The organism is Nostoc linckia z4, assembly GCF_002608075.1.
Classification (GTDB): Bacteria; Cyanobacteriota; Cyanobacteriia; order Cyanobacteriales; family Nostocaceae; genus Nostoc; species Nostoc linckia.
This window is the reverse complement of record NZ_LAHA01000005.1, coordinates 180,726-202,924: the sequence shown is the minus strand read 5'-3', so window position 1 is coordinate 202,924 and position 22,199 is coordinate 180,726. Positions and strand designations below refer to the sequence as shown.

18 protein-coding genes are annotated in these 22,199 nt (G+C 41.1%); 5 read left to right on the top strand and 13 right to left on the bottom strand.

The features are described 5' to 3' along the window. Nucleotides 1–36: 36 nt before the first annotated feature. Both VF06_RS07480 and VF06_RS07475 read right to left on the bottom strand, forming a co-directional pair. Nucleotides 37–912 carry an SDR family NAD(P)-dependent oxidoreductase gene (locus VF06_RS07480; protein WP_099071123.1) on the bottom strand — a complete coding sequence of 292 codons (876 nt, stop codon included), beginning with the start codon at nucleotides 910–912 and terminating at the stop codon, nucleotides 37–39. A 1,249-nt stretch (nucleotides 913–2,161) separates the two neighbouring features. After that, nucleotides 2,162–3,880, bottom strand: coding sequence for an alpha/beta hydrolase (locus VF06_RS07475; RefSeq protein ID WP_099071122.1), 1,719 nt, complete (start codon nucleotides 3,878–3,880; stop codon nucleotides 2,162–2,164). A gap of 176 nt (nucleotides 3,881–4,056) precedes the next feature. Here VF06_RS07475 and VF06_RS07470 point away from each other — a divergent pair, with 176 nt between their 5' ends. Both VF06_RS07470 and VF06_RS40440 read left to right on the top strand, forming a co-directional pair. Continuing rightward, complete coding sequence (locus VF06_RS07470) at nucleotides 4,057–4,239, top strand: hypothetical protein (protein ID WP_100793704.1); 183 nt, start codon at nucleotides 4,057–4,059, stop codon at nucleotides 4,237–4,239. A 9-nt stretch (nucleotides 4,240–4,248) separates the two neighbouring features. Next, the gene (locus VF06_RS40440; protein ID WP_180267535.1) at nucleotides 4,249–4,386 is read left to right on the top strand and encodes a hypothetical protein; all 138 of its coding nucleotides are present in this window, start codon (nucleotides 4,249–4,251) and stop codon (nucleotides 4,384–4,386) included. A 135-nt stretch (nucleotides 4,387–4,521) separates the two neighbouring features. Here VF06_RS40440 and VF06_RS07465 read toward each other — a convergent pair whose 3' ends face one another. The 6 genes from VF06_RS07465 to VF06_RS07440 all read right to left on the bottom strand — a co-directional run bounded on the left by VF06_RS07465 (nucleotide 4,522) and on the right by VF06_RS07440 (nucleotide 12,380). Further along, nucleotides 4,522–5,445 carry an ion channel gene (locus VF06_RS07465; protein WP_099071121.1) on the bottom strand — a complete coding sequence of 308 codons (924 nt, stop codon included), beginning with the start codon at nucleotides 5,443–5,445 and terminating at the stop codon, nucleotides 4,522–4,524. 529 nt (nucleotides 5,446–5,974) lie between these two features. Beyond that, nucleotides 5,975–6,874 carry a YsnF/AvaK domain-containing protein gene (locus VF06_RS07460; protein WP_099071120.1) on the bottom strand — a complete coding sequence of 300 codons (900 nt, stop codon included), beginning with the start codon at nucleotides 6,872–6,874 and terminating at the stop codon, nucleotides 5,975–5,977. A 122-nt stretch (nucleotides 6,875–6,996) separates the two neighbouring features. Further along, a complete protein-coding gene (locus tag VF06_RS07455) occupies nucleotides 6,997–7,881 on the bottom strand; it encodes a DUF2382 domain-containing protein (RefSeq protein ID WP_099071119.1) in 885 nt (294 codons plus the stop codon). A gap of 614 nt (nucleotides 7,882–8,495) precedes the next feature. Further along, nucleotides 8,496–9,332, bottom strand: a complete 837-nt coding sequence (locus VF06_RS07450) for a DUF2382 domain-containing protein (RefSeq protein WP_099071118.1) — start codon at nucleotides 9,330–9,332, stop codon at nucleotides 8,496–8,498. A 555-nt stretch (nucleotides 9,333–9,887) separates the two neighbouring features. Further along, nucleotides 9,888–11,552 (bottom strand): NAD(P)H-hydrate dehydratase, encoded by a 1,665-nt coding sequence (locus VF06_RS07445; protein ID WP_099071117.1) that lies wholly within the window; start codon nucleotides 11,550–11,552, stop codon nucleotides 9,888–9,890. Between the two features lie 24 nt (nucleotides 11,553–11,576). Further along, nucleotides 11,577–12,380 (bottom strand): hypothetical protein, encoded by an 804-nt coding sequence (locus VF06_RS07440; protein ID WP_257208115.1) that lies wholly within the window; start codon nucleotides 12,378–12,380, stop codon nucleotides 11,577–11,579. A 396-nt stretch (nucleotides 12,381–12,776) separates the two neighbouring features. Between VF06_RS07440 and mnmA the strand changes: the two genes are divergently transcribed. Beyond that, the gene (mnmA, locus tag VF06_RS07435; protein WP_099071115.1) at nucleotides 12,777–13,832 is read left to right on the top strand and encodes a tRNA 2-thiouridine(34) synthase MnmA; all 1,056 of its coding nucleotides are present in this window, start codon (nucleotides 12,777–12,779) and stop codon (nucleotides 13,830–13,832) included. A 270-nt stretch (nucleotides 13,833–14,102) separates the two neighbouring features. Then, on the top strand, nucleotides 14,103–15,071 hold the full coding sequence (locus VF06_RS07430) for a TauD/TfdA dioxygenase family protein (RefSeq protein WP_099071114.1): 969 nt from the start codon (nucleotides 14,103–14,105) through the stop codon (nucleotides 15,069–15,071). Between the two features lie 433 nt (nucleotides 15,072–15,504). On the opposite strand, the gene VF06_RS07425 is transcribed toward VF06_RS07430, so the two are convergent. After that, a complete protein-coding gene (locus VF06_RS07425; protein WP_099071113.1) occupies nucleotides 15,505–16,062 on the bottom strand; it encodes a cysteine hydrolase family protein in 558 nt (185 codons plus the stop codon). A gap of 429 nt (nucleotides 16,063–16,491) precedes the next feature. On the opposite strand from VF06_RS07425, the gene VF06_RS07420 reads away from it, so the two are divergent. Then, the gene (locus VF06_RS07420) at nucleotides 16,492–17,331 is read left to right on the top strand and encodes a hypothetical protein (RefSeq protein ID WP_099071112.1); all 840 of its coding nucleotides are present in this window, start codon (nucleotides 16,492–16,494) and stop codon (nucleotides 17,329–17,331) included. A gap of 326 nt (nucleotides 17,332–17,657) precedes the next feature. On the opposite strand, the gene psbA is transcribed toward VF06_RS07420, so the two are convergent. From psbA to VF06_RS07400, 4 genes are all read right to left on the bottom strand, one after another. Continuing rightward, the gene (gene psbA, locus VF06_RS07415) at nucleotides 17,658–18,740 is read right to left on the bottom strand and encodes a photosystem II q(b) protein (RefSeq protein ID WP_099066039.1); all 1,083 of its coding nucleotides are present in this window, start codon (nucleotides 18,738–18,740) and stop codon (nucleotides 17,658–17,660) included. Between the two features lie 576 nt (nucleotides 18,741–19,316). Beyond that, nucleotides 19,317–19,994, bottom strand: a complete 678-nt coding sequence (locus VF06_RS07410) for a DUF2834 domain-containing protein (protein WP_099071110.1) — start codon at nucleotides 19,992–19,994, stop codon at nucleotides 19,317–19,319. A 12-nt stretch (nucleotides 19,995–20,006) separates the two neighbouring features. Further along, nucleotides 20,007–21,104: a heat-inducible transcriptional repressor HrcA gene (hrcA, locus tag VF06_RS07405; protein ID WP_099071109.1), complete on the bottom strand. Its 1,098-nt coding sequence runs from the start codon at nucleotides 21,102–21,104 to the stop codon at nucleotides 20,007–20,009. 615 nt (nucleotides 21,105–21,719) lie between these two features. Continuing rightward, nucleotides 21,720–22,079 (bottom strand): rhodanese-like domain-containing protein, encoded by a 360-nt coding sequence (locus tag VF06_RS07400; protein WP_099072948.1) that lies wholly within the window; start codon nucleotides 22,077–22,079, stop codon nucleotides 21,720–21,722. Between the last annotated feature and the right edge of the window lie 120 nt (nucleotides 22,080–22,199).

Here is a 22,199-nt window from a genome sequence, read left to right as displayed (position 1 = left end):
TTAAGCCTATTCCCTATTGCCTATTGCCTCCGATAGTTACAGCGATTTGGCTTGACATTGATTTTTCCTCAACAAAAATACATCAGCAAAACGCTGGATTTTTGCGAAAAAACTCGGTTTTGGACTAAGTTTTTGCCTTCTTGATGCTGGTGGAGCTGCTATTTGTAAAATCAGTTCTAATAACCAAGGGGCGAGGCGTTGACACCACACTGCTAGATGACTTTGCCATCCGACTAAAATTTCTGCTGAATTATTTTGCATTCCAATGACAAGTGCTTGAGCCACTTGCTGGGGAGTCATGGGAATCACCCAGCGAAATAATTTTAAGTCGCGTACCATGTCTGTGTCTGTGAGAGAAGGTAGTAATGCAATCACTCGGATATTGTATTGGGCAAGTTCCCGACGTAAGGCTTGGGTAAATCCCAAGATGGCAAATTTGGTGGCCGAGTAAGTGGCCATTGTCGGTGCTGCAACTTTCCCCATTAGACTCGATACATTGACGATTGTTCCTTGCCTTTGGCTGGCCATGCGTCGAGCCATCAAACTGGTGAGGTTATACATTCCCAGTAAGTTTACAGAAAGTTCTTCTTGAACTTGGGGGAGTTTAGATTGCAAAAACGAGCTTTGGTATGCGACTCCTGCACAATTAACCAGCAGATGAATCGGGCCATAGTTGCGCCAAACTTGAGCAATAGTGACATTCACCTCAACTACCTGAGTCAAATCCAAAGCAACGATCGCAACTTCCACACCCATCGCCTGAATTTTGTTCGCTACCTCAACTAACTTATGGCGATCGCGTGCTACCAATATCAGCCGCTTGATGCCTTGTTTCGCTAGTTCCAGAGCGATCGCCCTGCCAATACCACGCGAAGCCCCCGTAATTAGGGCTACTTTACCTTGAATCTCCATTGATTTCATCCTCCAAAATCTAATCAAGGATTGGGTATGAGGCATTGATAATTGGTGAGTACTCATTACCATCTCACCAGTCCCCAGTCCCCAATCGCTTTAGCAACAAGGTATTTCTTGGTTAATCTGCAATCCTTCGTAATTTCCTATGCGAAGTAGAAATTTTTCGTTTTTGACTCGTTAATTACTAACCTACTTGGCTGAATCAATATAGCTCATAGATTTTACTTCTCCTCGATTTGAGCATTCATCAGCATCGTTTTCATACACACGTTAGCAATTAAATCAAGCGATTGCAACAATCTTTAATAAGAATTTTTTAATACTTGTTAACACAAGTATATATATATCAAAGATTTAATTAAATAAGTTTTTATGAATACGTAAGTACAAATATCTCAAAGCCATGACAATTGATTTCTGTTTTGGGAAATTGTGATATCGAAGCCACAGCTTAGATGTAAAAAAGACATATCTAGCAATTGGATTTGATGTGTAAGAATTTCCAGCGCAAGATGCCTATTGATTACAGAATTGTATTACCTTATTTCTCAGGTATTGTTTAAGATTTTTATCTCATTTTTCTTATGATTGTAATAATTATATTTTATTAATAATTGGCCTATTACTGTCAGTACATTTACTGATTGCCTCCAAATAAAGGCTTGTTTTCAGGATTTTTTGCATCAGATAAGATGGCTAAATGTTTATCTAAAATGTAAATTAAAAAATTATATTTATTTTCTAATTTTTTAGCAAATATCATGATTAATTTATATTTAGCTTTGAGATTAGCTAATTAATCCTTGAGACTTATATTGTTTATGATTACTACCAATTCTCTAAAAAGATGTGCCATAGAACAATACGCTTGGATTAAGGTCAAAATTCTTTGTCAAAGTAATTTTTTTAACGTAGACGCATAGCGGCAAGACAGAGGCTACCGCAGTGCTTCACAAAAAAATAGTATCAGTCCTAAGGCAGTTGCAAGAAATTAATGACCACTACTTGTGGGTTGGACATCTTGTCCGCCTTTATTTGTCGCATGGGAGACGCAATTAAAAAACACTTAATTTTTATCAATAAATTAATCACCTTAGCAATAATCTTTGTTTATATCTGGGAACTTCCAGAGAATAAATTACTCAATTTATTCACATAATATTTTCTTTTTCTTCCCTACCCCCTGCCCCCTCCCTAGACAGTAATTGGTTATTTTTGGCATTGGAAGTTCCCTGTTGCCTGTTGCCTATTGCTTGTTCCCTGGTATGTTTCTTTCTTGTCCCTGAGGAGTCGTTAGTTGAGGATTTGATGGTCGGAATGATTGGGGAATTGCTCCACTCCAGATTTGATTAAATTGCTCTGGTGTTAATGATTGCAAAAGACTGAGATTCAAAGGCTCTTTACTAATAAATGTGGCGTAAGATGGCTGCAAATAAGAGCGGTATTCTGGGCGATTGAGGAGATGGGTTGACAAGAAAGCTACGCTTAAGGCGTTGAGATAGGAATAAACAGGAGTAGGGTTAGGGCCTAGTAAGGCAGGCGGTACGGGTAATACGCTATTTTCAGGAGTCGGTTCAGCGATCGCGGAAAAGTGAGTACCGTTTTCAATCAAAGCCAGGTACTTATTGGAGTCAGTCAGCCAGGTAAAAGGAAGAATCTGCTCAGATACAGGTGGAGCAAAAATATCTTGACTACCAGCTACCAACATTACTGGAATTTTAATTTGACTGATGCCGCCTTCACCCAAAACTGTACTATCAATGGGATTAATGGCCATGACAACCTTGATGCGATCGTCTTTGAGTTGGTAATCCCTTGGGGATAACTCAGCAGCTTGACACTGCAACAACAGCGATACATTAAAGAAGGAATTATTGCGGTTACAGTCTTGGTAAAGTTGGTTAAAGTTAATTGCTGCTCCTGCCAAAGTCAAAACAGTATAACCACCAAAAGACTGACCAATAGCCCCAATTTGCTGAAAATTGAGTTTTCCTTGGAGGGTGGGATCGGATTTTTCTAAACGCTCAAGTTCATTGAGTAAAAACTTGATATCCAATGGTCGATTGATAAATTCTGCTGGTTCTGGCGGCCCTGCCAAACCTGCAAAATATAGCTGAATGCGTTCGGCATTACTACCAGGATGTTCCAATACCGCCACCGCAAAACCATAGGATGTTAAATGTTGAGCTAAGTAAGCAAAGGTAGTGCGATCGGAAGCCAGACCATGAGAAATTACAATTAACGGATATGGCGGTTTGACTTCGGCTTGCGAATTGCCTTGAGGTAAATAGATATCCACTGGGAGACGACGATTGCGAGAAAAATCATTTAACTCAAAGCTTTTTTTCTGCCAAGAGAATTTTCCTGGCGATCGCAAATCTGGTTGTTGTGAAAAATCAATTTTGGAATTGGCTGCGGCTACCGTTGCTTGTTGTTGGAGAAAAGCTACAACCTCATCCTTTTTTTCTATCAGTTGTGACAGGTTATCGACAATCCTTAACCCCTCTGAATAATTCAGCCTAATAGTTTTACTAGGGAATCTCCGCAGCAAATTTACAACTGTTAAGCCATCGCGATCGGCAGCAGCTACAATCAAAGCTGCACGTATAGCATAAAAACCATTTTGCCGAGACTCAGTGAGGAGTAATTCTCCTAGACGTTGTATCACCTCTTCACCGATTGGGGAATAGGTAACCTGAGATACTACAGTGGGACTAACATTGAAGCGTTGCTGGAGTAGATTCCGTAATTGGGCGAGTTGTTCGGGAGTAGCCCGGCTGGCATAGAAGGAAAAGTCTTCATCGATTTTACCTTCTTTGGCAAAAACTTCTAGCGAGTCCACAGACAAAGAGAATTCGCCAAAGGGAGGATAATAAAAGCTAATGCGATCGGCTGCCAATCCAGGAGTAGCAGTCAAAAACGTAGATACAAAACTCAAACCCAGGTATCGCCAAAATTTTTTCATCAGAAAAACCCATTGTCTAACCCTGCCAAACAATTATTGTAAAGAAGCCCAGCTAGCTGTACTTTCCTACAATCATCTGTATTTTACCCAGTTAAAATCGCTATAAGTAGTAAATTTTTCAACCAAACAGCATTTAATAGAGCGATAATAAATTATAGAAATCGAGATACTTTTATATGTCTTTCGCTTCTTGTTCCTCTTGTGTTGTCATCCTCAATCAACAACAGGAGGAGAACGTCTCTCACCAAAAGCAGTGCCAGGATATACCAGTTCAGGACACCAAGAATACTGGTAAAAATTGTACTGTGGTTGAAAATGGTCGGGTTGTAGTTAAGCCCTCACAAGCACCAAAGGAGTGACGCGGGGATATGGGGACGCGGAGACATGGGGACGCGGGGACGCGGGGACATGGGGACACGGGGACGCGGGGACACGGGGACGTGGGGACGCGGGGACGCGGGGATGCGGGGACGCGGGGACATGGGGACGTAAAAAGATTTCAATAATTAGTCTTGTGAATTCCGACTCCTGACTCCTGAATTCTGACTCCTGAATTCCGACTCCTGAATTCCGACTCCTGAATTCTGACTCCTGACTCCTGAATTCTGACTCCTGACTCCTGACTCCTGACTCCTGATTTCTCACTCCATCTCATCTAAAGGTAAAACATCGTGGAAGCGATTGTAGTCGATGTAGCGATGTCCATCAGGTGTTTCGTGGAAGATATCGACAAAGCGATTATTCCACAAAATCTCGTGGGCGCTATAGCTATGACGGGCATAGACGACCTGTGTAACTGTTTCATCAATACCACTCAAAGAAATCATCAGCATCGAATTTGTTTGTATTAGTGATTCTGCGGTCATCCCATATAAAGGACTAAACTCATCAATTACATGCACCACTGACCAGCTTAAGGAAAAGCTTGGTGTTTGGTTCCGCAGCAGTTTTAAATCGTAGATTCTACGCATAAACTGACCTTCTGCTGTGATTTCATCGCGCATCAAATATACTCGCAACTGCGCTTCTAAAATCATATTGCGGCGCTGATTAGCAGTGCGAAACATCAAAGTCGGCTTGTTATCATGAGGTGTAATCACCGCTACACGACTAAACATTACGCGGGCGGTTGGTCGAGAAAACCGAGCAAAGGCTAGTCCAGTCATTACCGCAATTCCCACCAAACCGATCATCGCTTCAATGGTAACAATGATATTGGCGTAAGTTGTTTTAGGATACATCGCACCGTAGCCGATGGATGCTAGGGTTTGGACGCTAAAGAAAAAAACATCCAAAAAAGATCCTGGCCTAGCATTGGCGATACAATCTCCTCCTAGCAGGTAAGCTATGGCGAACAGAGCATTAATAGTTATGTAAGATAAACAAATCAGTATTAAAAAGCCAGGCCAGGGAATGGTCAGTAGCAGATGGTAGGGATCGCGCCAATAGTAATACCATATACCCATCCCCATAATTTCAAACTTTCCATCTCGAACGTGAATGTCAATACGTGGGAGCAAACGCTGTTTTTGTTTGCGTGAAAATCGCTTGACTCGAAATTTCATCTGGGGTAGCCAAAAAAATTATAACTAAGTATTATTATTAGCCTTACAACCAAGTTGTGATGAATTGAAATTTCTGGATCGCCATTGCTGTCAGAATTGAGAATTCAGAATGGAAGCATATCATACTTAATGCAATTTTCAGGTAAATAGACCACGTGCTAGGGGCGCAAGGCTTTGCACCCCTACGACACATATGGTTCAAATAGATGAAAACTGCTGTAATGCAGATTTGGCGGTCTTCAATTGGTGGTAAGTTCAAACTTCCACTAATTATTTTTAATTGGAGTGTTCGCGCAGCGTCTCATAGAGAAGCGACTTTACTTGTTTATTTCCACTGGTGCGCGTCCGTTGGAAACTCACATTAAATTATGAGTAAAAAAATAGGGCGTGCAATGCTCGCCCTAATGATTTATCTGCTAGAAACTTATTTAGAAAACATTTCAATTTCGTGAACTACACAAAATTAACTTTAGTAATCTTCAAATTAATTCATAATTCATAATTAGACCGAAGGTAAGAGTCCCCGACTTCATGATTCAGGTTTTGGTTTTTGACCTTTGGAACAGCGGTCAAACCACTCTTGATATTTTTTTTGATGTGATTCATCTGCAACAGAAATTACTACTTGTACCTGATGGCATCCGTGATTTTTTTCTAGGGCGATCGCATTCAATAATAGACTAGCAATTTTCGGTGAACTAAATTGACCACTGACTGTTAAACCACCTTTAAAGTTTGTCAGTTCGAGTGTTTCTCCTTGATTCAACTCCAGTGCAGAAATTCCACCATCACTTAAATCAATTTCTGCAAGTTGCTTGTGTTCTGGGCTGACTTGTTCGACGATTAATTTTTCACGCCGCACAGGAACTTGTATCATCCGAGTTTCGATTTCTTTGCGAACAATAACTTCGCCTATTTTATGTTTATTGCTTTCAACAACTAGTCGTTCTTCTAATAAACGAATAATTTTTTCTTCAGTAACATCTTCTAATTCTGATGTATTCACAGAATTATTTATAGTTTGATTATAAGCTAGTTCTTGAGTAGAATTTTGTGAAAGTTCCGGTGTGCCTTCGCCTGGTGTTTCTGCTGCTAAATATTCAGGCATATACTCTATTTGTGATTTATCGAAGTCTATGAAAACAGATTTAGTGGGATTATCGATTTTTTTGACTCTCTGGCTATGCACCCAGAAGAAAGAAGTATCTTTATCAGCTAAATCCTGATTAGATAATAGAACTTGTTGATTCACTCGGTTAGATATCACTAAATTTAACCGATGATTACTATCCACAATCAAATCCTGAACCTTTCCCACTAGTTGACCTTGACTATCAAAGACAAGAAAATTTTTTACCTTATTTTTCAAACTTACTAGTAAGGTGTTAGTGTGAATATTCGAGCTTGCCTGTCCAATGTTATTTGTCATCGGTTAGCTATTACAAAAAGGGATTGGGTATTGGTATTGGGGACTGAGTGTTTGGTGCTAAGTATTGGGTATTAAAAATAGCTTCTATTCCCCAGTCCCTAGTCCCCAATCCCTATTTACTGTTAGCGTTCTTCAATGGGAAGATTGGGAGCATTTATGTCTAGTTCTTCACGGCGCACAGTTTCTTGAGCTTCAACTGTGTCTCGGTCTACGACTTTCTTCACTCTTACTTCTTCGCGCACAACAGTTTCTTTGCGAATTTCAGGAGTTTCTTCATGGAGTTCAACACGAGCAACTTCACCTTCACGGAAGTCTGCTTCACGCGCAGAAACAGGCCTACCTGCATCTGCTGGAGTTACACGCTCAATTACAACTCGCTCTTTTTCTACTGGTACTGCGACTCGTGCAGTGTCGGTTTCAACGTGTTTACCAATTGCTACTTCTCCAGTTTTGCGGCGTTGTTTGCCGGCAATTAGTCGTTCTTCATACAATCTCAGAGTTTGATGATCTTGTTCATTCAAATTGAATAAAGAAGAATCGTTTTCGTATTTGTAACTATCACGATTGTAACTAGGAGTAGAATAGGTGCTATCTAATGGTGCTGATGCTTCTACGGGTGCTGATGCTTGTACGGGAGTGGTGTATTCTCCAGGGCGACGATATACTCCACGCACCCGTTCTTCGTAGTCATAGTCGAGGGCTAGGCGTTCGTTGAACTCTGGTAAATCTTCTGCTTGCTCTCTAGTTAAGCCAATGGTGTAAACGCGATCGCTATTATAGTCAATACGAGCGCGACCAATTGGTAATAAGACTTTTTTACCGAAAATCCAGAAACCTAAGTCAACAACTAAATAACGGATATGCCCATCTTCATCAACTAAAACATCGTTGATAGTACCAATTTTTTCATCGGTTCCTTGTGTATAAACACCAAGTCCTTTAATATCATGACCGTCAAAACTATCTCGGTAGTTAGGCTCAAAATCTTCTAATTTGTAAAGAACCATTCTATTTAGCCTCAAAATTTTTATTTACATTTCCTTATTAACTAAGGTAGACATATATTCACTTGTTTACCTCCTTCTACCGAAATAAATTTTTTAATCAAGGATTATCAAAGGTTGTAGATTTTTATGAAAAATAAGTTAAAAACTTTTCATACCGAAATACAGGCAAAAATTATTTCATTTTGCCTGTTTTAATTTATAAAATACAACAAAATTCAACACTAAATTGCAGAAGAATTTAGAAGTCAAAATCAATTAGTAAGGAATTCCAATTAACTACTAATAGCAAATTTGCATAAAAAGTATTATTTGAAATTTTTAGAATAGCTTTGTAGCAAAAGCTTTTAATAAAAAATCCCAAACTTGCACTAAGCCTGTGGAAATATCTAAAATCAAAATTGGTCTAATTTAAGACTACTAAATCTTCTCTACAAGACGCTAAGCGAAGGATTTAGTGTGATATTTCTTCACCACTTATTCATCCACCACTCACACTCAGGTAAATTCGCCATTCTGGCGACTGACGCCAATATTGCTGTTTTGATAAATCTTGAGAGTGGGCTTTCCAACCCACTCTTATATATCTCATTGAAATGTCTTGTAACTGCTCACTATTAAATATTTTCATGTTTAATAGTATCAGTTTCCTGTATGTGTAATTCACCAGCAGTATCAATATTTAACTCTTCTCGACGAATTGTATCTTGTGCTTCCACAGTGTCGCGTTCTATTACTTTCTTAACTCTGACTTCTTCCCGCACAAAAGCTTCTTTACGTATTTCTGGTGTTTCTTCGTAGACTTCTATGCGTGCTACTTCTCCTTCTTGAAACTTAAGTTCGTTGCTATCAAAAGTTCCTACTTCAGTGGGTACAACTCGTTCAATTAAAACTCGTTCTTTTTGAATAGGTACTGTAACACGTGCGGTTTCAGTTTCAATGTGCTTACCTACAGCTACTTCCCCAGTTTTCACCCGATGCTTATTAGCAATCAATCTTTCTTCATAGAGTCTAAAAGTTTGATGATATTGCTCATTCAACTCATATAAAGCTGGTTCTTTTTGGTAACTGTATGCATTATTATAAGTTAGATTACTGGTTGAAGGACGAAATACACTACGTACTTTTTCTTCATAATCGACATCAATATTTCCAATTTCCTGATATTCAGGTAACCTTTCTATTTGCTCCCTGCTCAATCCATCAACATGGACTGTTCTTGCTGGATAATTGATACGTGAAAGACCAACTGGTAGTAAAATCTTTTTATGAAAAGAATCTAGTGTAGTATCAATGATTAAATACCGAAAACGACCATCATCATCAACTAAAACATCAACAACTAAGCCAATTTTTTGTCCACCTTCAGTATAAACATCCAGTGATTTTACGTCATCTCCACCAAAGGTTTCTCGATAATTTGGATCGAAATGTTCAAGTTTGTGAAGGGGCATATGCTGTTCCCAAGTTGTCTATAATCTTTATCTGCTAGTCTAAAAAATAATAGAATCAATCTCCTCCTACTGACGACTGAATTAAATTGAGACGTTTCCTCGTCTATAGCTCATACTTTATGATGGTAAAATTTTGGTTGAAGACTATTAATAATCAATAGGAATATAACTAAAGTTATAACCAAACAGCACTTACGCAAAAATCAAGTAATTTCGTCATTACTAGCGATAGCGTACTCCTTTCGCGCAGCGTGTGGCAGACAAGCATATCGTAGAGAAATAATCCACCCTTGACGCTGGGATTGCTTCGTTGCACTTCGTTGCGATGGCAATGACAATATTGGGGTTGCGTATGAAATGATATTAAGTAAGTCGGTGAAATAAAACCAAACTATGTAAAGAAAAGTAAATAAGGCTCAAACTCTTTCTCCCCCTGCTCCCTGCTCCCAGCAAGAACTGCCTTATCCCAACAATAATTATTTACATCGGCCTACTTATGTCCGCCTAATCACTTATCAAAAAAATTCTCCGCGTAAGAGCGTCCCCACGTCATTCCTAATGATAAGTAATCAACTGGAGTTTAGACTTGAGAGTTTTGATTAAAAATTGTGCCAATGTAAACGCATCCACACCCAACTCAGTACGTTCTTGAGCTGCTAAAATCCCAGCTTGGGAGTGCCACCAAGCAGCAGTGGCAGCAATATCTTCCACTGGGATGTGTTTAGTGGCCGCTTGGGCTAACAATCCACCAAGTAGCCCAGTTAACACATCGCCACTACCGCCACGGGCTAAGGCGGGTGTACTTTCTGGAATAATCGAAACTTGATTTTGGGGGTTGGCTATGGCTGTTCTTGCACCTTTTAGCAATACTACCGCTCCAGTTTGGGCTGCTGCTTGTTGTACTGCTTTGATTCTGTGATGCTTGGCATCAGTGATATTGGGGAACAATCGCTGGAATTCGCCTGTGTGGGGTGTGAGGATAGTTGGTGCTTGGCGTTTTTGTAGAGTGGGGATGGTTGCAATTTCGGCAAGTATATTTAAAGCATCGGCATCGAGAACCAAAGGAACATCGCTTTCTATGACTTGTTGGACAATGGGACTGGCGTCTGTTGTTAAACCAGGGCCGCAGGCGATCGCACTAAAAGAATTAAGATTAGTTTTAGTAGGTAGTTGCAATTGGGCAATGGCTCCAGTTTCCGTTTCTGGACAACCGACAATCAGCGCTTCTGGCAAATGTGATACCAAAAGAGATTTCAAAGATTCTGGTACCGCAACCGAAAGCATTCCCACACCACTACCCCTAGCACCCAAAGCAGTTAAAATTGCTCCACCTGCATAGCGTCGCGAACCACAAATCAACAGTAAATGTCCTTCCTTATATTTGTGGGTAATTGCTGGACGGGGTAAAGGTAAAGTCGAAAGTGCCGTTATTGGTGTAATGCGTTTAATTCTGGGTGCTTCTGAGAGAACAGCTTCAACATCAGCTAAAGGAATATCAAAATCAATTAACTCAGCTTTACCGACATATTCCAGCGCTTGGTCTTGCAAAAAAGCCAACTTCCACAAACCCAAGCAAAACGTGTGAGTGGCGCGAATTGCAGTTCCCAATACTTCACCTGTGTCAGTGTGCAATCCCGAAGGTAAATCAATACTCAAAATTGGCACAGACAATTGATTTAACTGATTAATTGCAGAGGCGATGGGATCGGTGAGGTTTCTTTCTAAACCAAATCCAAATAATCCATCAATCAACAAATCAGAATTCGGCAATTGTTCAATTTCTTGATAAATTGGAATACCCAAACTTCGAGCATACTGCAAGTGCTGTGAAGTTAATTCCTTGAGCTGAGAAAAAGGCGAATAAATCCAAATTTCATAGCCACGAAAATATAATTCGCGGGCTACTACCAAAGCATCTCCCCCATTGTGACCGGGGCCGACGAGAATGCCGATACAGGGATTTGAGAAGAACAAAGAAGAAGACGCAAAGAGTGGGGGACATTGGGACGCGGGGAAAGAACTCTCCGTGTCCCCGCGTCCCAATGTCCCCGCGTCCTTTTGATTTGGGTAAATATTTTGAATGCGACGGGCAATTAAGCCTGCTACCTTTTCCATCAAAGCTACTACAGGCATTCCTGCTGCAAAAATCCGCGCTTCAATATCGCGCATTTGCTCAGCAGTTACTACTACTTGTGAAATTTGTTCTTGCCTATCTGACATCAGTAATTCCCACTCTCAACTTGTTCACTTACCGTAATAAACCCTAGCATTTCTGTATCCGATGTTTCGGAGATACTTATTCCATTCTTCTGCTTGTACTCGGTCAGCAAAAGGCCCTACTGCGACGTGGGGGCCTCGTGGTTGCGTTCTTTCCAGTACACCACCAGATCGTCCTAAATTTTGGCTGAATTGAGCTAAAGTCTGTCTAATTTGAGCAGCGATCGCAGGTAATTCTTGTGAAGTGGTGGGAATGGCTACAAAATATCTAGAGACTTGTTTTGGGATATTTGCAGAACGGCGATCGCTATTTCTATTACCTGCGTCAAAATAGCCTGTTTCCTGTCCGTTAGCAAAGCTAATAATTCTTGCGCCATAAATGCCTCGTGACTGTAACTCATTCACCCGTTGTTGGGCGTTGGATACTCTGCTAAAAACTCCTGATTGAATGACGTTACGTCCTTGATATTCTCGAACGTAAGCACTAGGTTCTAGGCGACGTATTTGTTCTAGGGTCTGGAAATCGCTAGCATCTACGAAAACTAAATAGCGTTCAAAGTTTTGGTTATATTGACTAAACTGTGTTGGTTGAGAAGGCTGAAAATTCTGTTCAGGTTGATAAATTTCTGTTGGTTGTGAGGGCTGAAAAACTTGTGCTGGTTCTAAGGGCTGAGAGGATTGTTCGCTTTGATCGGTTTGTGCTGGTTCGGCTGGTGGTAACTGCGGCGATTCTTGAGCGAAGGGAACTGGCGGTAAAGGTTCAAATTCTTGAGTTAGTAGCAGTTTGCTATTGGAGATTTGTGCTTGTGCTGGAATAGAGTTGGCAAGCACTACAAAACATCCTCCCATTAACAAAGAGAAGATTTGAAATCGCATAAATTGACTTGGTATTGCACTAGACATAATTAATTAGAAAGTAATCTAAATGGCAATTTACGTCAGGAAATAATTAGTTTGCTGTTGTAGCAATTAGATAGCGTTAGTGTTAAATTACCTCATTTAGGTTCTAAACAATACATCTGTTACTAATCTTAGATAAGTAGGTGAGTGACAACTACCTATTTGGTTGCTGCTAAGCTTATCCACCCTCAAAGGATATGGAATTTCACCTTGACTTTTAACCGTCAACAGTCAACAGTCAACAGTTAACTAAAGCCCTTTGTCAGCAAGGCTTTGAAGAGTCTATGCTACAATTGGACAACCACGCAACTACCGTGTTGGGTTTGTATGAAAAAAGTCGTCGTCGGTCTTTCGGGTGGTGTTGACAGTTCCACCGCCGCTGCTATCCTGTACCATCAGGGCTATGAAGTAATTGGTTTGACCCTTTGGCTGATGAAAGGCAAAGGCCAATGTTGCTCTGAAGGTATGATCGACGCGGCTGGTATTTGCGAACAACTGGGCATTACCCACGAAATTGTGGATATTCGGGATGTCTTCCAAACGAATATTGTCGATTATTTGGTGACTGGTTACAGCGCTGGAATTACGCCTTTGCCTTGTTCTCAGTGCAATAAAACTGTGAAGTTTGGGCCAATGGTACAATATGCCCGCGAAAAATTGGGATGCGATGGCATTGCCACTGGTCATTATGCCCGAATTAATTATGATGAAGTTACTGGACGTTACCAGTTACTAAGGGCTGTTGACCGCAACAAAGACCAGTCTTATTTCCTTTATGATTTATCTCAAGATTTACTAGAAGCAAGTATATTTCCTTTGGGTGAATTGGAAAAAACTGATACCCGTCGTATCGCTGCTGAATATGGTTTACAAACTGCTGATAAACCAGAAAGTCAAGACTTATGCTTGGTGGAAAGTAATGGTTCCATGCGGGCATTTCTAGATAAATATTTAGCTCCCAAACCAGGCGATATTGTGGATACCACGGGCAAAATTTTGGGAAAACATGATGGCGTTCATCACTACACTATTGGACAACGCAAGGGTTTAGGAATTGCCGCTCCGGAACCGTTGTATGTGGTTGAATTAGATGCGGTGAATAATCGAGTTGTCGTTGGCGATCGCACTAAAGTAACTCAGCCAGAATGTACTGTAGGACGAGTAAATTGGGTTTCTATTGCCGAACCATCAACTCCAATTCATGCCGAAGTGCAAATTCGCTATCGTTCCACACCTACACCCGTAACGGTGATTCCTCTGGAAAACTCCCGCGTGCGCTTGGTATTTGATGAACCGCAATTCAGCATCACACCAGGCCAAGCTGCGGTGTGGTACGACGGAGAAAAAGTCTTAGGTGGCGGAATTATCGAACAGTTTATCTAATTTAAAGACGTTGCATTGCAACGTCTTTATGGTTACTTCAAATGCTCGATCGTTGACTGTGAACACTCAAGAGTCAACGACCTAGATTGGAACAATCTATTTTTTGGAGTTTTCTGATTCGTATAACTTTACATTTATTATACGGTAAATCTATCAAGTTACCGTATAATTTTTTGAGTTGCGATCGCTTCCTTTGATTACCGTAGATAGCAACCAAAGGAAGCGGACTTTACGAAAACTCCTCAACAGATTGAACTCTGGAGAATTTACATGAGCTACAAGCATATTGAAGTCAAACCAGTGTCTGGTTTCATCGGTGCTGAAATTAGTGGCGTGGATCTTTCGCGTCCTCTGCACGATGAAGCAGTCCAAGAAATTCGGCAAACACTATTGAAGTGGAAAGTTGTATTCTTTCGGAATCAGAACATTGACCACGCTGCACAAATCGCCTTCACAGCTCGTTTCGGCGAAGTAACCTACGCACATCCACACGAAGATGAGCCTATCGAAGGTTTCTCACAAATCCTACCCATTGACCGCAGTCGCTACGAAAAGCGTAACGGTCTACGGCGTTCCAGCTACGAAAGCCGCTGGCATACAGATGTGACTGCCGTTGTCAACCCCCCTGCGGCATCAATTTTGCGTGCGGTTAACGTTCCCAGCATTGGTGGTGACACACAGTGGACTAATTTGGTTGCAGCTTACGAGGGTTTATCAGCACCCGTGCGCGCCCTTGCAGACACACTTAAAGCCGAACATCGTTTTAATGCGCGTTTGAATTTGCCTAGCAACAGCAAGATTGCCCAACGCATTGCGGCCAATCCTTTGGTTTCCATTCATCCAGTTGTTCGGGTTCATCCAGAAACCGGCGAACGTGCGTTGTTTGTAAACCCTGGCTTTACCTCCCACATTCTTGACGTGTCACGACAAGAAAGCGACTTGCTGCTTGAATTATTCTTCAACCAGATTACCAAGCCTGCTTACACCACCCGCTTCCGCTGGAACAATGGTGATATTGCCTTCTGGGATAACCGCGCCACCTCACATTTAGCACCTCAAGATCTAGATCATATAGAAGTCGAGCGCGTACTCTACCGCACCACCATCACCGGCGACGTTCCAGTTGGAGTTGACGGTTTCCGCTCCCAAGTGGTTGAAGGTGAGGCTTTCAACAGCGAATTACCAACTGTTTTGAAGAACAAAGCCCAGCAACTGGAAGCCCAGCCAGTACTCTCATAAATCAATACGGTTCAGATAAGCAGTATGAACTTCCCTTGTGGTCTGGGAAAAGGTGAGCCAGCGCGGTCTTGGGGGTTTCCCCCATGAGCGACTGGCGAACCCCGAAGGGGTTAAGGGGTAAGGGGTAAAGGATGTATTTAAAACCTTTCCCCTTTCCCCTTCCCCCTTTTCCCTTTAACCAAACCCTATTGTCTCATAAATCATTTACGTAGTAGGGTAGTACAGCTAGTTGTACTACCCTAAAAAATTCAAGCCCCAGCATCGACGATATGGGGTTAATCTAAAATCCAACATTTTTTAGCCTAGCCAAAAATTTAGTTTGGGATTTCCAACTAAAAAAATATTCCATAGAAGAGTGTTGACTGTTCATAGTTAACAGTTAACAGTCAATACCTTAACCTGAATAATTTATTTTCACAGTTACGCTTTAGGCTCATTTGGTATTTTCAAGATTATTAATCCATTTAGAAGTATTGATTACCTGACTTATAAAAGTATCTTGGGCAACTAAAGTTGCTCGATGAAGTTCTTCATCAGTAGCACTACCTCCATTATTTTGAAATCCAAGGGTTCCTGTGGCGTCAGCAAGAAACTCTACAGAAAAACCCAAATGGGCGGCTTGTCTGGCGGTTGTGTCACAACACATTTGGGTCATGTATCCAGAGATAACGACGGTATCAATATTCCTCTCTCTGAGCCAAGCTTCTAATTCTGTTGCTGTAAAACTTCCTGGCAAATTTTTCTCGATCAGGAGATCGTAGGGATATTTGGCAATTTCCGGATGAAGCTCCCACTCTGGACTTCCCTTTTGAAAAATGGGAGAGTTTTCTAGCGGTTGTGTATGTCTAACAACAATCACAGGTATATTTCGCTCTTGAGCAATATTCATTACTCGAAGAATATTATCTAAACTTCCTGATGGATAGGTTATTGGTAGTTTACCAGTGAAGTATTCGTTCTGAACATCGATTACTAATAAGGCTCGTTTCATGTTGATTCTTGTCCCTGATAAGTAGAAGCAGGAAGCAGGAGGTAAAAGCCAGTCTCGCTCGGGGTTTTAAACTTTTGTATTTTACATTATTTGTTTAACAGGACTTACGCAAAAATAACGTAATTCGGTCATTACGAGCGATAGGGAAGTAATCCCCCCTGACGCTGGGATTGCCTCCCTACACTCCGTTTCGGTCGCAATGACAATATCGGCGTTGCGTAAGTCCTATTTAAATAGAACGACTTGAAAAAACCAAACTATATTAAGTAATGTAAAAAATAAGATTCATTTCGTAGTAAGGACTTTAGTCCTTTTTTGAGAACCAAAGTTCTCACTACAAACCTTTAATTATTTACCCTGTTCTACTTATATTTATGGTAAAAATACTTAATACCGAAATTATCCAATTTTAATTGTCAAAATTTTCTCATGAAATTAACTCAAAAACTGGGTATTTCCACTATAGGTGTTGTTCTCGGTTGCGCTAGTGTGAGTTTACCTTATGCAGCACAAGCAGCAACATTTCTCTTTGACGGAAGTGGTACACCCGACGCTGTTGGTTGGCAATTAGACAGTTTTCTGGGAGAATTACCGAACGATACGATAACAGTAATACCACAATTAACTGGTAAACCCAGTGATGTATTAAGTGTTAGTACTACCGGAACAGCAGTTCATCTGTATAGCAGAAACATTAATGCTACTAACTATATAATTTCGATGGGTGTAAAAGTACTGCGTTCTTCTTTCAATTCTTTTGACTATGGCTTGGGTTTATCACCCTTTGCACAACAATTTTTTGACACAAATGGTAATTATTTGGGTTCTAACTTAGATCGGGCTAATTCATTAACTATAGGCGAAAACAGTATACAGTGGTCTGACTTAGTAGGGGATAGCTTCGCAATCGACACTTCTGTTTTTCATGAATATGCAATTAGCTATACAGATGGCAATCTGAATGTCTACGTGGATAAATCTTTTGACGACATTATTGCCGGTACTGCAACTCCTGTGCTAACACGTACTGGTGTAACACCACAAGACGAAAGTGTGGTTGGTACTGTGGCATTTGGCGACGGGTCTAATGACAGCATTTTTTTCCCCAATTGTTGTGTGAATTCAGCTTATGAATTGGATTTTATTCGATTTCAGTCACTTGATAACGCCACCTCAGTACCAGAACCCAATACTAACTTTGCTCTGGCATTCCTTGGACTTGGTAGCTTGCTCATAAACAAGAAGTTAGGATTTTCCCGAAGAAGATAATTTAAGGCACTTTCAAGTAAAAAAATATTTCATAGAAGACCGTTGACGGTTGACAGTTAAGAGTCAACAGTCAACTCTTTAACCGGAATAATTTATTTTAGGACTTACGCAAAAACTCTCTGAAACTCTTATTTCTACCTATTCTCCGCGGTTCGATTTTCCGTTACCTGTGCGTAAGTCCTGATTTTTTGGAGTTCCCTAATCTGTCTTAAGCAGGGTTCCCAAACAATTGAATCGCATTCTTCACTGACACTAAAAAGCACCCTCCATCAAGGAGGGCGCTTTTGATTCTATTTAATTTTCAGTTCAGTTGACTAAGGCAACGATTAACCGTTGATAGCAGGAGCGCTGATTGCAACAGGAGCCGCTTCGGCAGATGCCAAGTCTAAGGGGAAGTTGTGAGCATTGCGCTCGTGCATTACTTCCATACCCAGGTTCGCACGGTTGATGATGTCAGCCCAGGTGTTGATGACGCGACCTTGAGAGTCGATGATGGACTGGTTGAAGTTGAAACCGTTCAAGTTGAACGCCATTGTGCTTACACCCAAGGCGGTGAACCAGATGCCGATTACAGGCCATGCAGCTAGGAAGAAGTGCAAGGAACGGCTGTTGTTGAAAGAAGCGTATTGGAAAATCAAGCGACCGAAGTAACCGTGCGCTGCAACGATGTTGTAGGTTTCTTCTTCTTGACCGAATTTGTAACCGTAGTTTTGTGATTCGCTTTCGGTGGTTTCACGTACCAAGGAAGAGGTTACTAGAGAACCGTGCATTGCAGAGAATAAAGAACCACCGAATACACCAGCTACACCTAACATGTGGAAGGGGTGCATCAAGATGTTGTGTTCCGCTTGGAACACGATCATGAAGTTGAAGGTTCCGGAGATTCCCAAGGGCATACCGTCAGAGAAGGAACCTTGTCCGATGGGGTAAATCAAGAATACTGCTGTTGCTGCTGCTACTGGTGCAGAGAACGCTAGGCAGATCCAAGGACGCATTCCCAAGCGGTAAGATAGTTCCCACTCACGTCCTAAGTAGCAGAATACGCCAATCAGGAAGTGGAAAATTACCAATTGGTATGGGCCACCGTTGTAAAGCCATTCATCTAATGATGCTGCTTCCCAAATTGGGTAGAAGTGTAAACCAATGGCGTTGGAAGATGGTACTACTGCTCCGGAGATGATGTTGTTTCCGTAGAGTAAGGAACCTGCTACTGGTTCGCGGATACCATCGATGTCTACTGGAGGAGCAGCGATGAAGGCGATTACGAAGCAAGCTGTTGCTGCTAGTAAGGTGGGGATCATCAGGACGCCGAACCAACCGATGTATAAGCGGTTGTTGGTGCTGGTTATCCAGTTGGCGAAGCGGCCCCATACGTTGGCGCTTTGGCGCTGTTGAATGGTTGCTGTCATTGTTTTATAAATGCAGTTGTTTATGTGCAAATAAATGAGGTAGGTTTGACTACCTTGTTACATATCTTAAAACAAAGTATTTATTTTTGTAAAGTACTTTGAGAAAAAATTTTTTCTTAGAATTTACGCACCCCCAAAGCACAGCCTTTGAGTATGGGCCAACAGCAGTTCGCCCCTACGAGTTGTTGTATGTGTACCAATATTTTGGTGAATTGGTATGACGTGCGACAGTAAACTAAAGAATAGACAAGCAAGCTAAGCGTTCGCGCAGGTTGTCCCAGACAAGCGTTTTGTAGAGGAGTAATTGCCAAAAACTTTGGGATTGCTTCCCTTAACTTCGTTTCGGCCGCAATGAAAAAGTAGTACTTGTGTAAGTCCTATTGTATTTGAAAAGATATGTTTATTGAGAATAAATAACAAATAAGCATTATAAATAATATGATTGGCCGCTCTTATAAATATTAAGTAATGTTAAGCTATTAGATACTAAATTGCAATTACGAATTTTTGGGATTACATAATCCACCATCCCTCCGTCAACCTCAACTATTGAATTATTAGGCAAGACCAAATTTTTTAATTCGCTGCTGGTTGCTTAGCGGTTATGTTTTGTGCATCAACTTCTAGTAGAGATGGACGCACACATAAGTAAATCAATGGGCCAAATAGTGGTATTAAGGCTGTTATCCATAGCATTTGGTGATTTTCCCAACCACGCCGTGCCATATCATCTTTTACTAATGTCGGAAATAATAGGGAAAGTAAACAGAAATCTAGGCTCATGACGTGAATGAAGCGGTTAGTTTGCCACTGTTGGATAAAATCTGTCCAATCTCCTTGTGTTAAACCGTAGGTAACCAGAATCACAGCAGTTAAAGTCAGAACATAACCAGTTACACGAGAATCTAGCAGCTTGAAGAAAGTATTCTTTTGACCAACAAATTTTTGATTTGGTTCTCTAAGGGCTAAGTAGGGCAATAGGGCAAAAGCACCAACCCCAAAAGAAGCGATCGCAAATAGCCAAGCAGGTATTTTTTGCCCTCTACCATCGATAAACACTACTGCGCTGTAGATGAGGGGCCAAACCCCCATGAGGTTGAATAGGGCTATTACTAATGGATTAATACCTTGCCATTGACCAAGAGAAAGGTTTTTAATCAACTCGAATGTGCCTGGTTGTTGGGGAGGCGAGAGGATAAACGCATAGAAAATGAATCCCAGCCATAGTAATCCAAAGGCAATTTTTCTCACCATAATCTCTGTAAATTAACTGAAAGCTTCTGAAAGGTAATCAGCAGCAGCAGCGACAACAGCGATCGCACTTTCATAATCTAGGCGTGTTGGCCCTAAAACTCCTACACTACCCACAGGTATTGAACCTCGGCGATAGGTAGAAGAAATCAAACTACAAGTACGTATCGGTTCTAAGGGATTTTCTGCACCAATGCGAACGGTTACCTTGGACTTACCCAAATCTTCTGACTCTGATTCCTCAAATATTAATCGCCATAGCTGGTCTTGTTCTTCTTCCAGGAGGTGGATAATTGTTTGTACTTGTTGTAACTGCGAGAATTCCGGCTGACGCAAAACTTCTGCAACACCTCTAACCATAATTTGTGTTGCAGTGGGCGCTAGAGTGCGACGAGTCAATTCTGCAACTGAAGTTTTGAGAAATTCGCCGTAGCGTTGGAATTCTCGATCTAATTGACTCCAGTCGAGAGAGGCTAATTCTAACAAACTCCGCCCTCGTAAGTGACTATTCAAAAAGTTAGAAACAATTTGCAATTCGCGATCTATTACTTCTGGTTCGCGTTGTGTTTCCTCTGGTGCTAGCGACAAATCCATTAATTTGGAGTGTGTTTCATAATTATCAGTCACTACAATCAGCATGATTTTTCCGGCGTCAATTTGCACTAATTGTAGATGTCGCACCAGTGCTGTAGTGGTTTGAGGCATGGTAATCAAGCTAATGCAGCCGCTCAAGGTTGCTAAAATTTGTGCAGCTCCTTGCAGCAAAGTTTCTAAACTCCAATCTTCCCAATGTAGGCGCTTTTGCAGTGCCACTTCTACTTCTTTTGCTAATATTTCTGTTCGCGTAACGTCTTTCAGAGAAGGTGTAATTAGCTGGTCAACATAAATGCGATACCCTGAGTCTGAAGGTACTCTTCCCGCAGAAGTGTGTGGTTGGTAAAGTAACCCAGACTTTTCTAAAACACCCATGACATTACGAATCGTTGCTGAGCTAACACCCAAATCGTACTCTTCCACCAAAGCCTTTGAACCAACAGGCTCTGCCGTAGCTATGTAATGACGTACTGTAGCCCAAAGTATATGCTGTTGTCGATTGGTCAACTGGACTTCCATAGAGTATGCTTTGCTGAGTGCAAATTTTAATCAAAATTGGATTGGAAAAAGTTGAGGATTCGATCCTAAACAAAATTATTAATAATTAATTAATTAATTTAATAGATTATACAATTATATTGTGATAAATACTTTTAAAGTCTGCGTATGATACGGTGGAAGCTCTGCTGCAAACATAATTTTATTTTTGGCTATAAAGAGCGACTATCTTAATCTACAAGTTCATAGCTTTATAACCGTATTTTTGCACAACTATATATTGCGAACAGTATTAGCGAATACGTATTTTTGTAGCGATCGCTGCTAAATTAGGAATTAAAAACTGAATAAATCTCCATCCTATGTAAGGTTCCAAGCTTCCCCAAGAAACCCCCAAATTGATTGACGGCTGGTTTTACAATAACATTAGACCTTTTGCAAGAGGGGGGAAAGGGAAAAGGTTAATGGTTCGACAAGCTCACCAACCGGGAAAAGGGTTTTTATTTATTTGCCCTTTCCCCTTTACCCCTTACCCTTTTCCCCACTTCTGTTAAAAGTCTATTGCTAATTTTGACTGTTGACTGGGAACCGTTAACAGTTAACAGTCATCTGCTGTTATTTATTTTTTGGAATTCCCTAATACTGGGGAATCGAAGGGTCTACTAATTTAGAATAGGCATCAATACCGCCTGAAATATTTTGCACATTAGTGAAGCCTTGAGCAATTAACCACTGACACATCTGAGCAGAACGGATACCGTGGTGACACAGCACAAGGGTTTCAGCTTGGGGGTTGAAGATAGTCGGTACTTGATCGCCCCATTCGGGAAATTCACTTAAAGGTAAGTTAACAAAGCCCTCAATTCTAGCGATCGCCAATTCTTGTGGTTCGCGTACATCTACTAGCTGTATGCTTGGATCCCCTGAAGCGAGACGTTGTGATAGTTCCTGTACGCTAATGTGGGCAATGAGCTGACTAAAAGAGTTCTCTGTCATGAGATTTTTGTAGACAATTGTAATTTACTTATGTTGACAGAAAATCTCTGCCTTGGCATGAGCATTGATTCCCAAGGGGAAACGGGGAGGATGCGTCTTTACGTCTTTCCGCATCCTCTT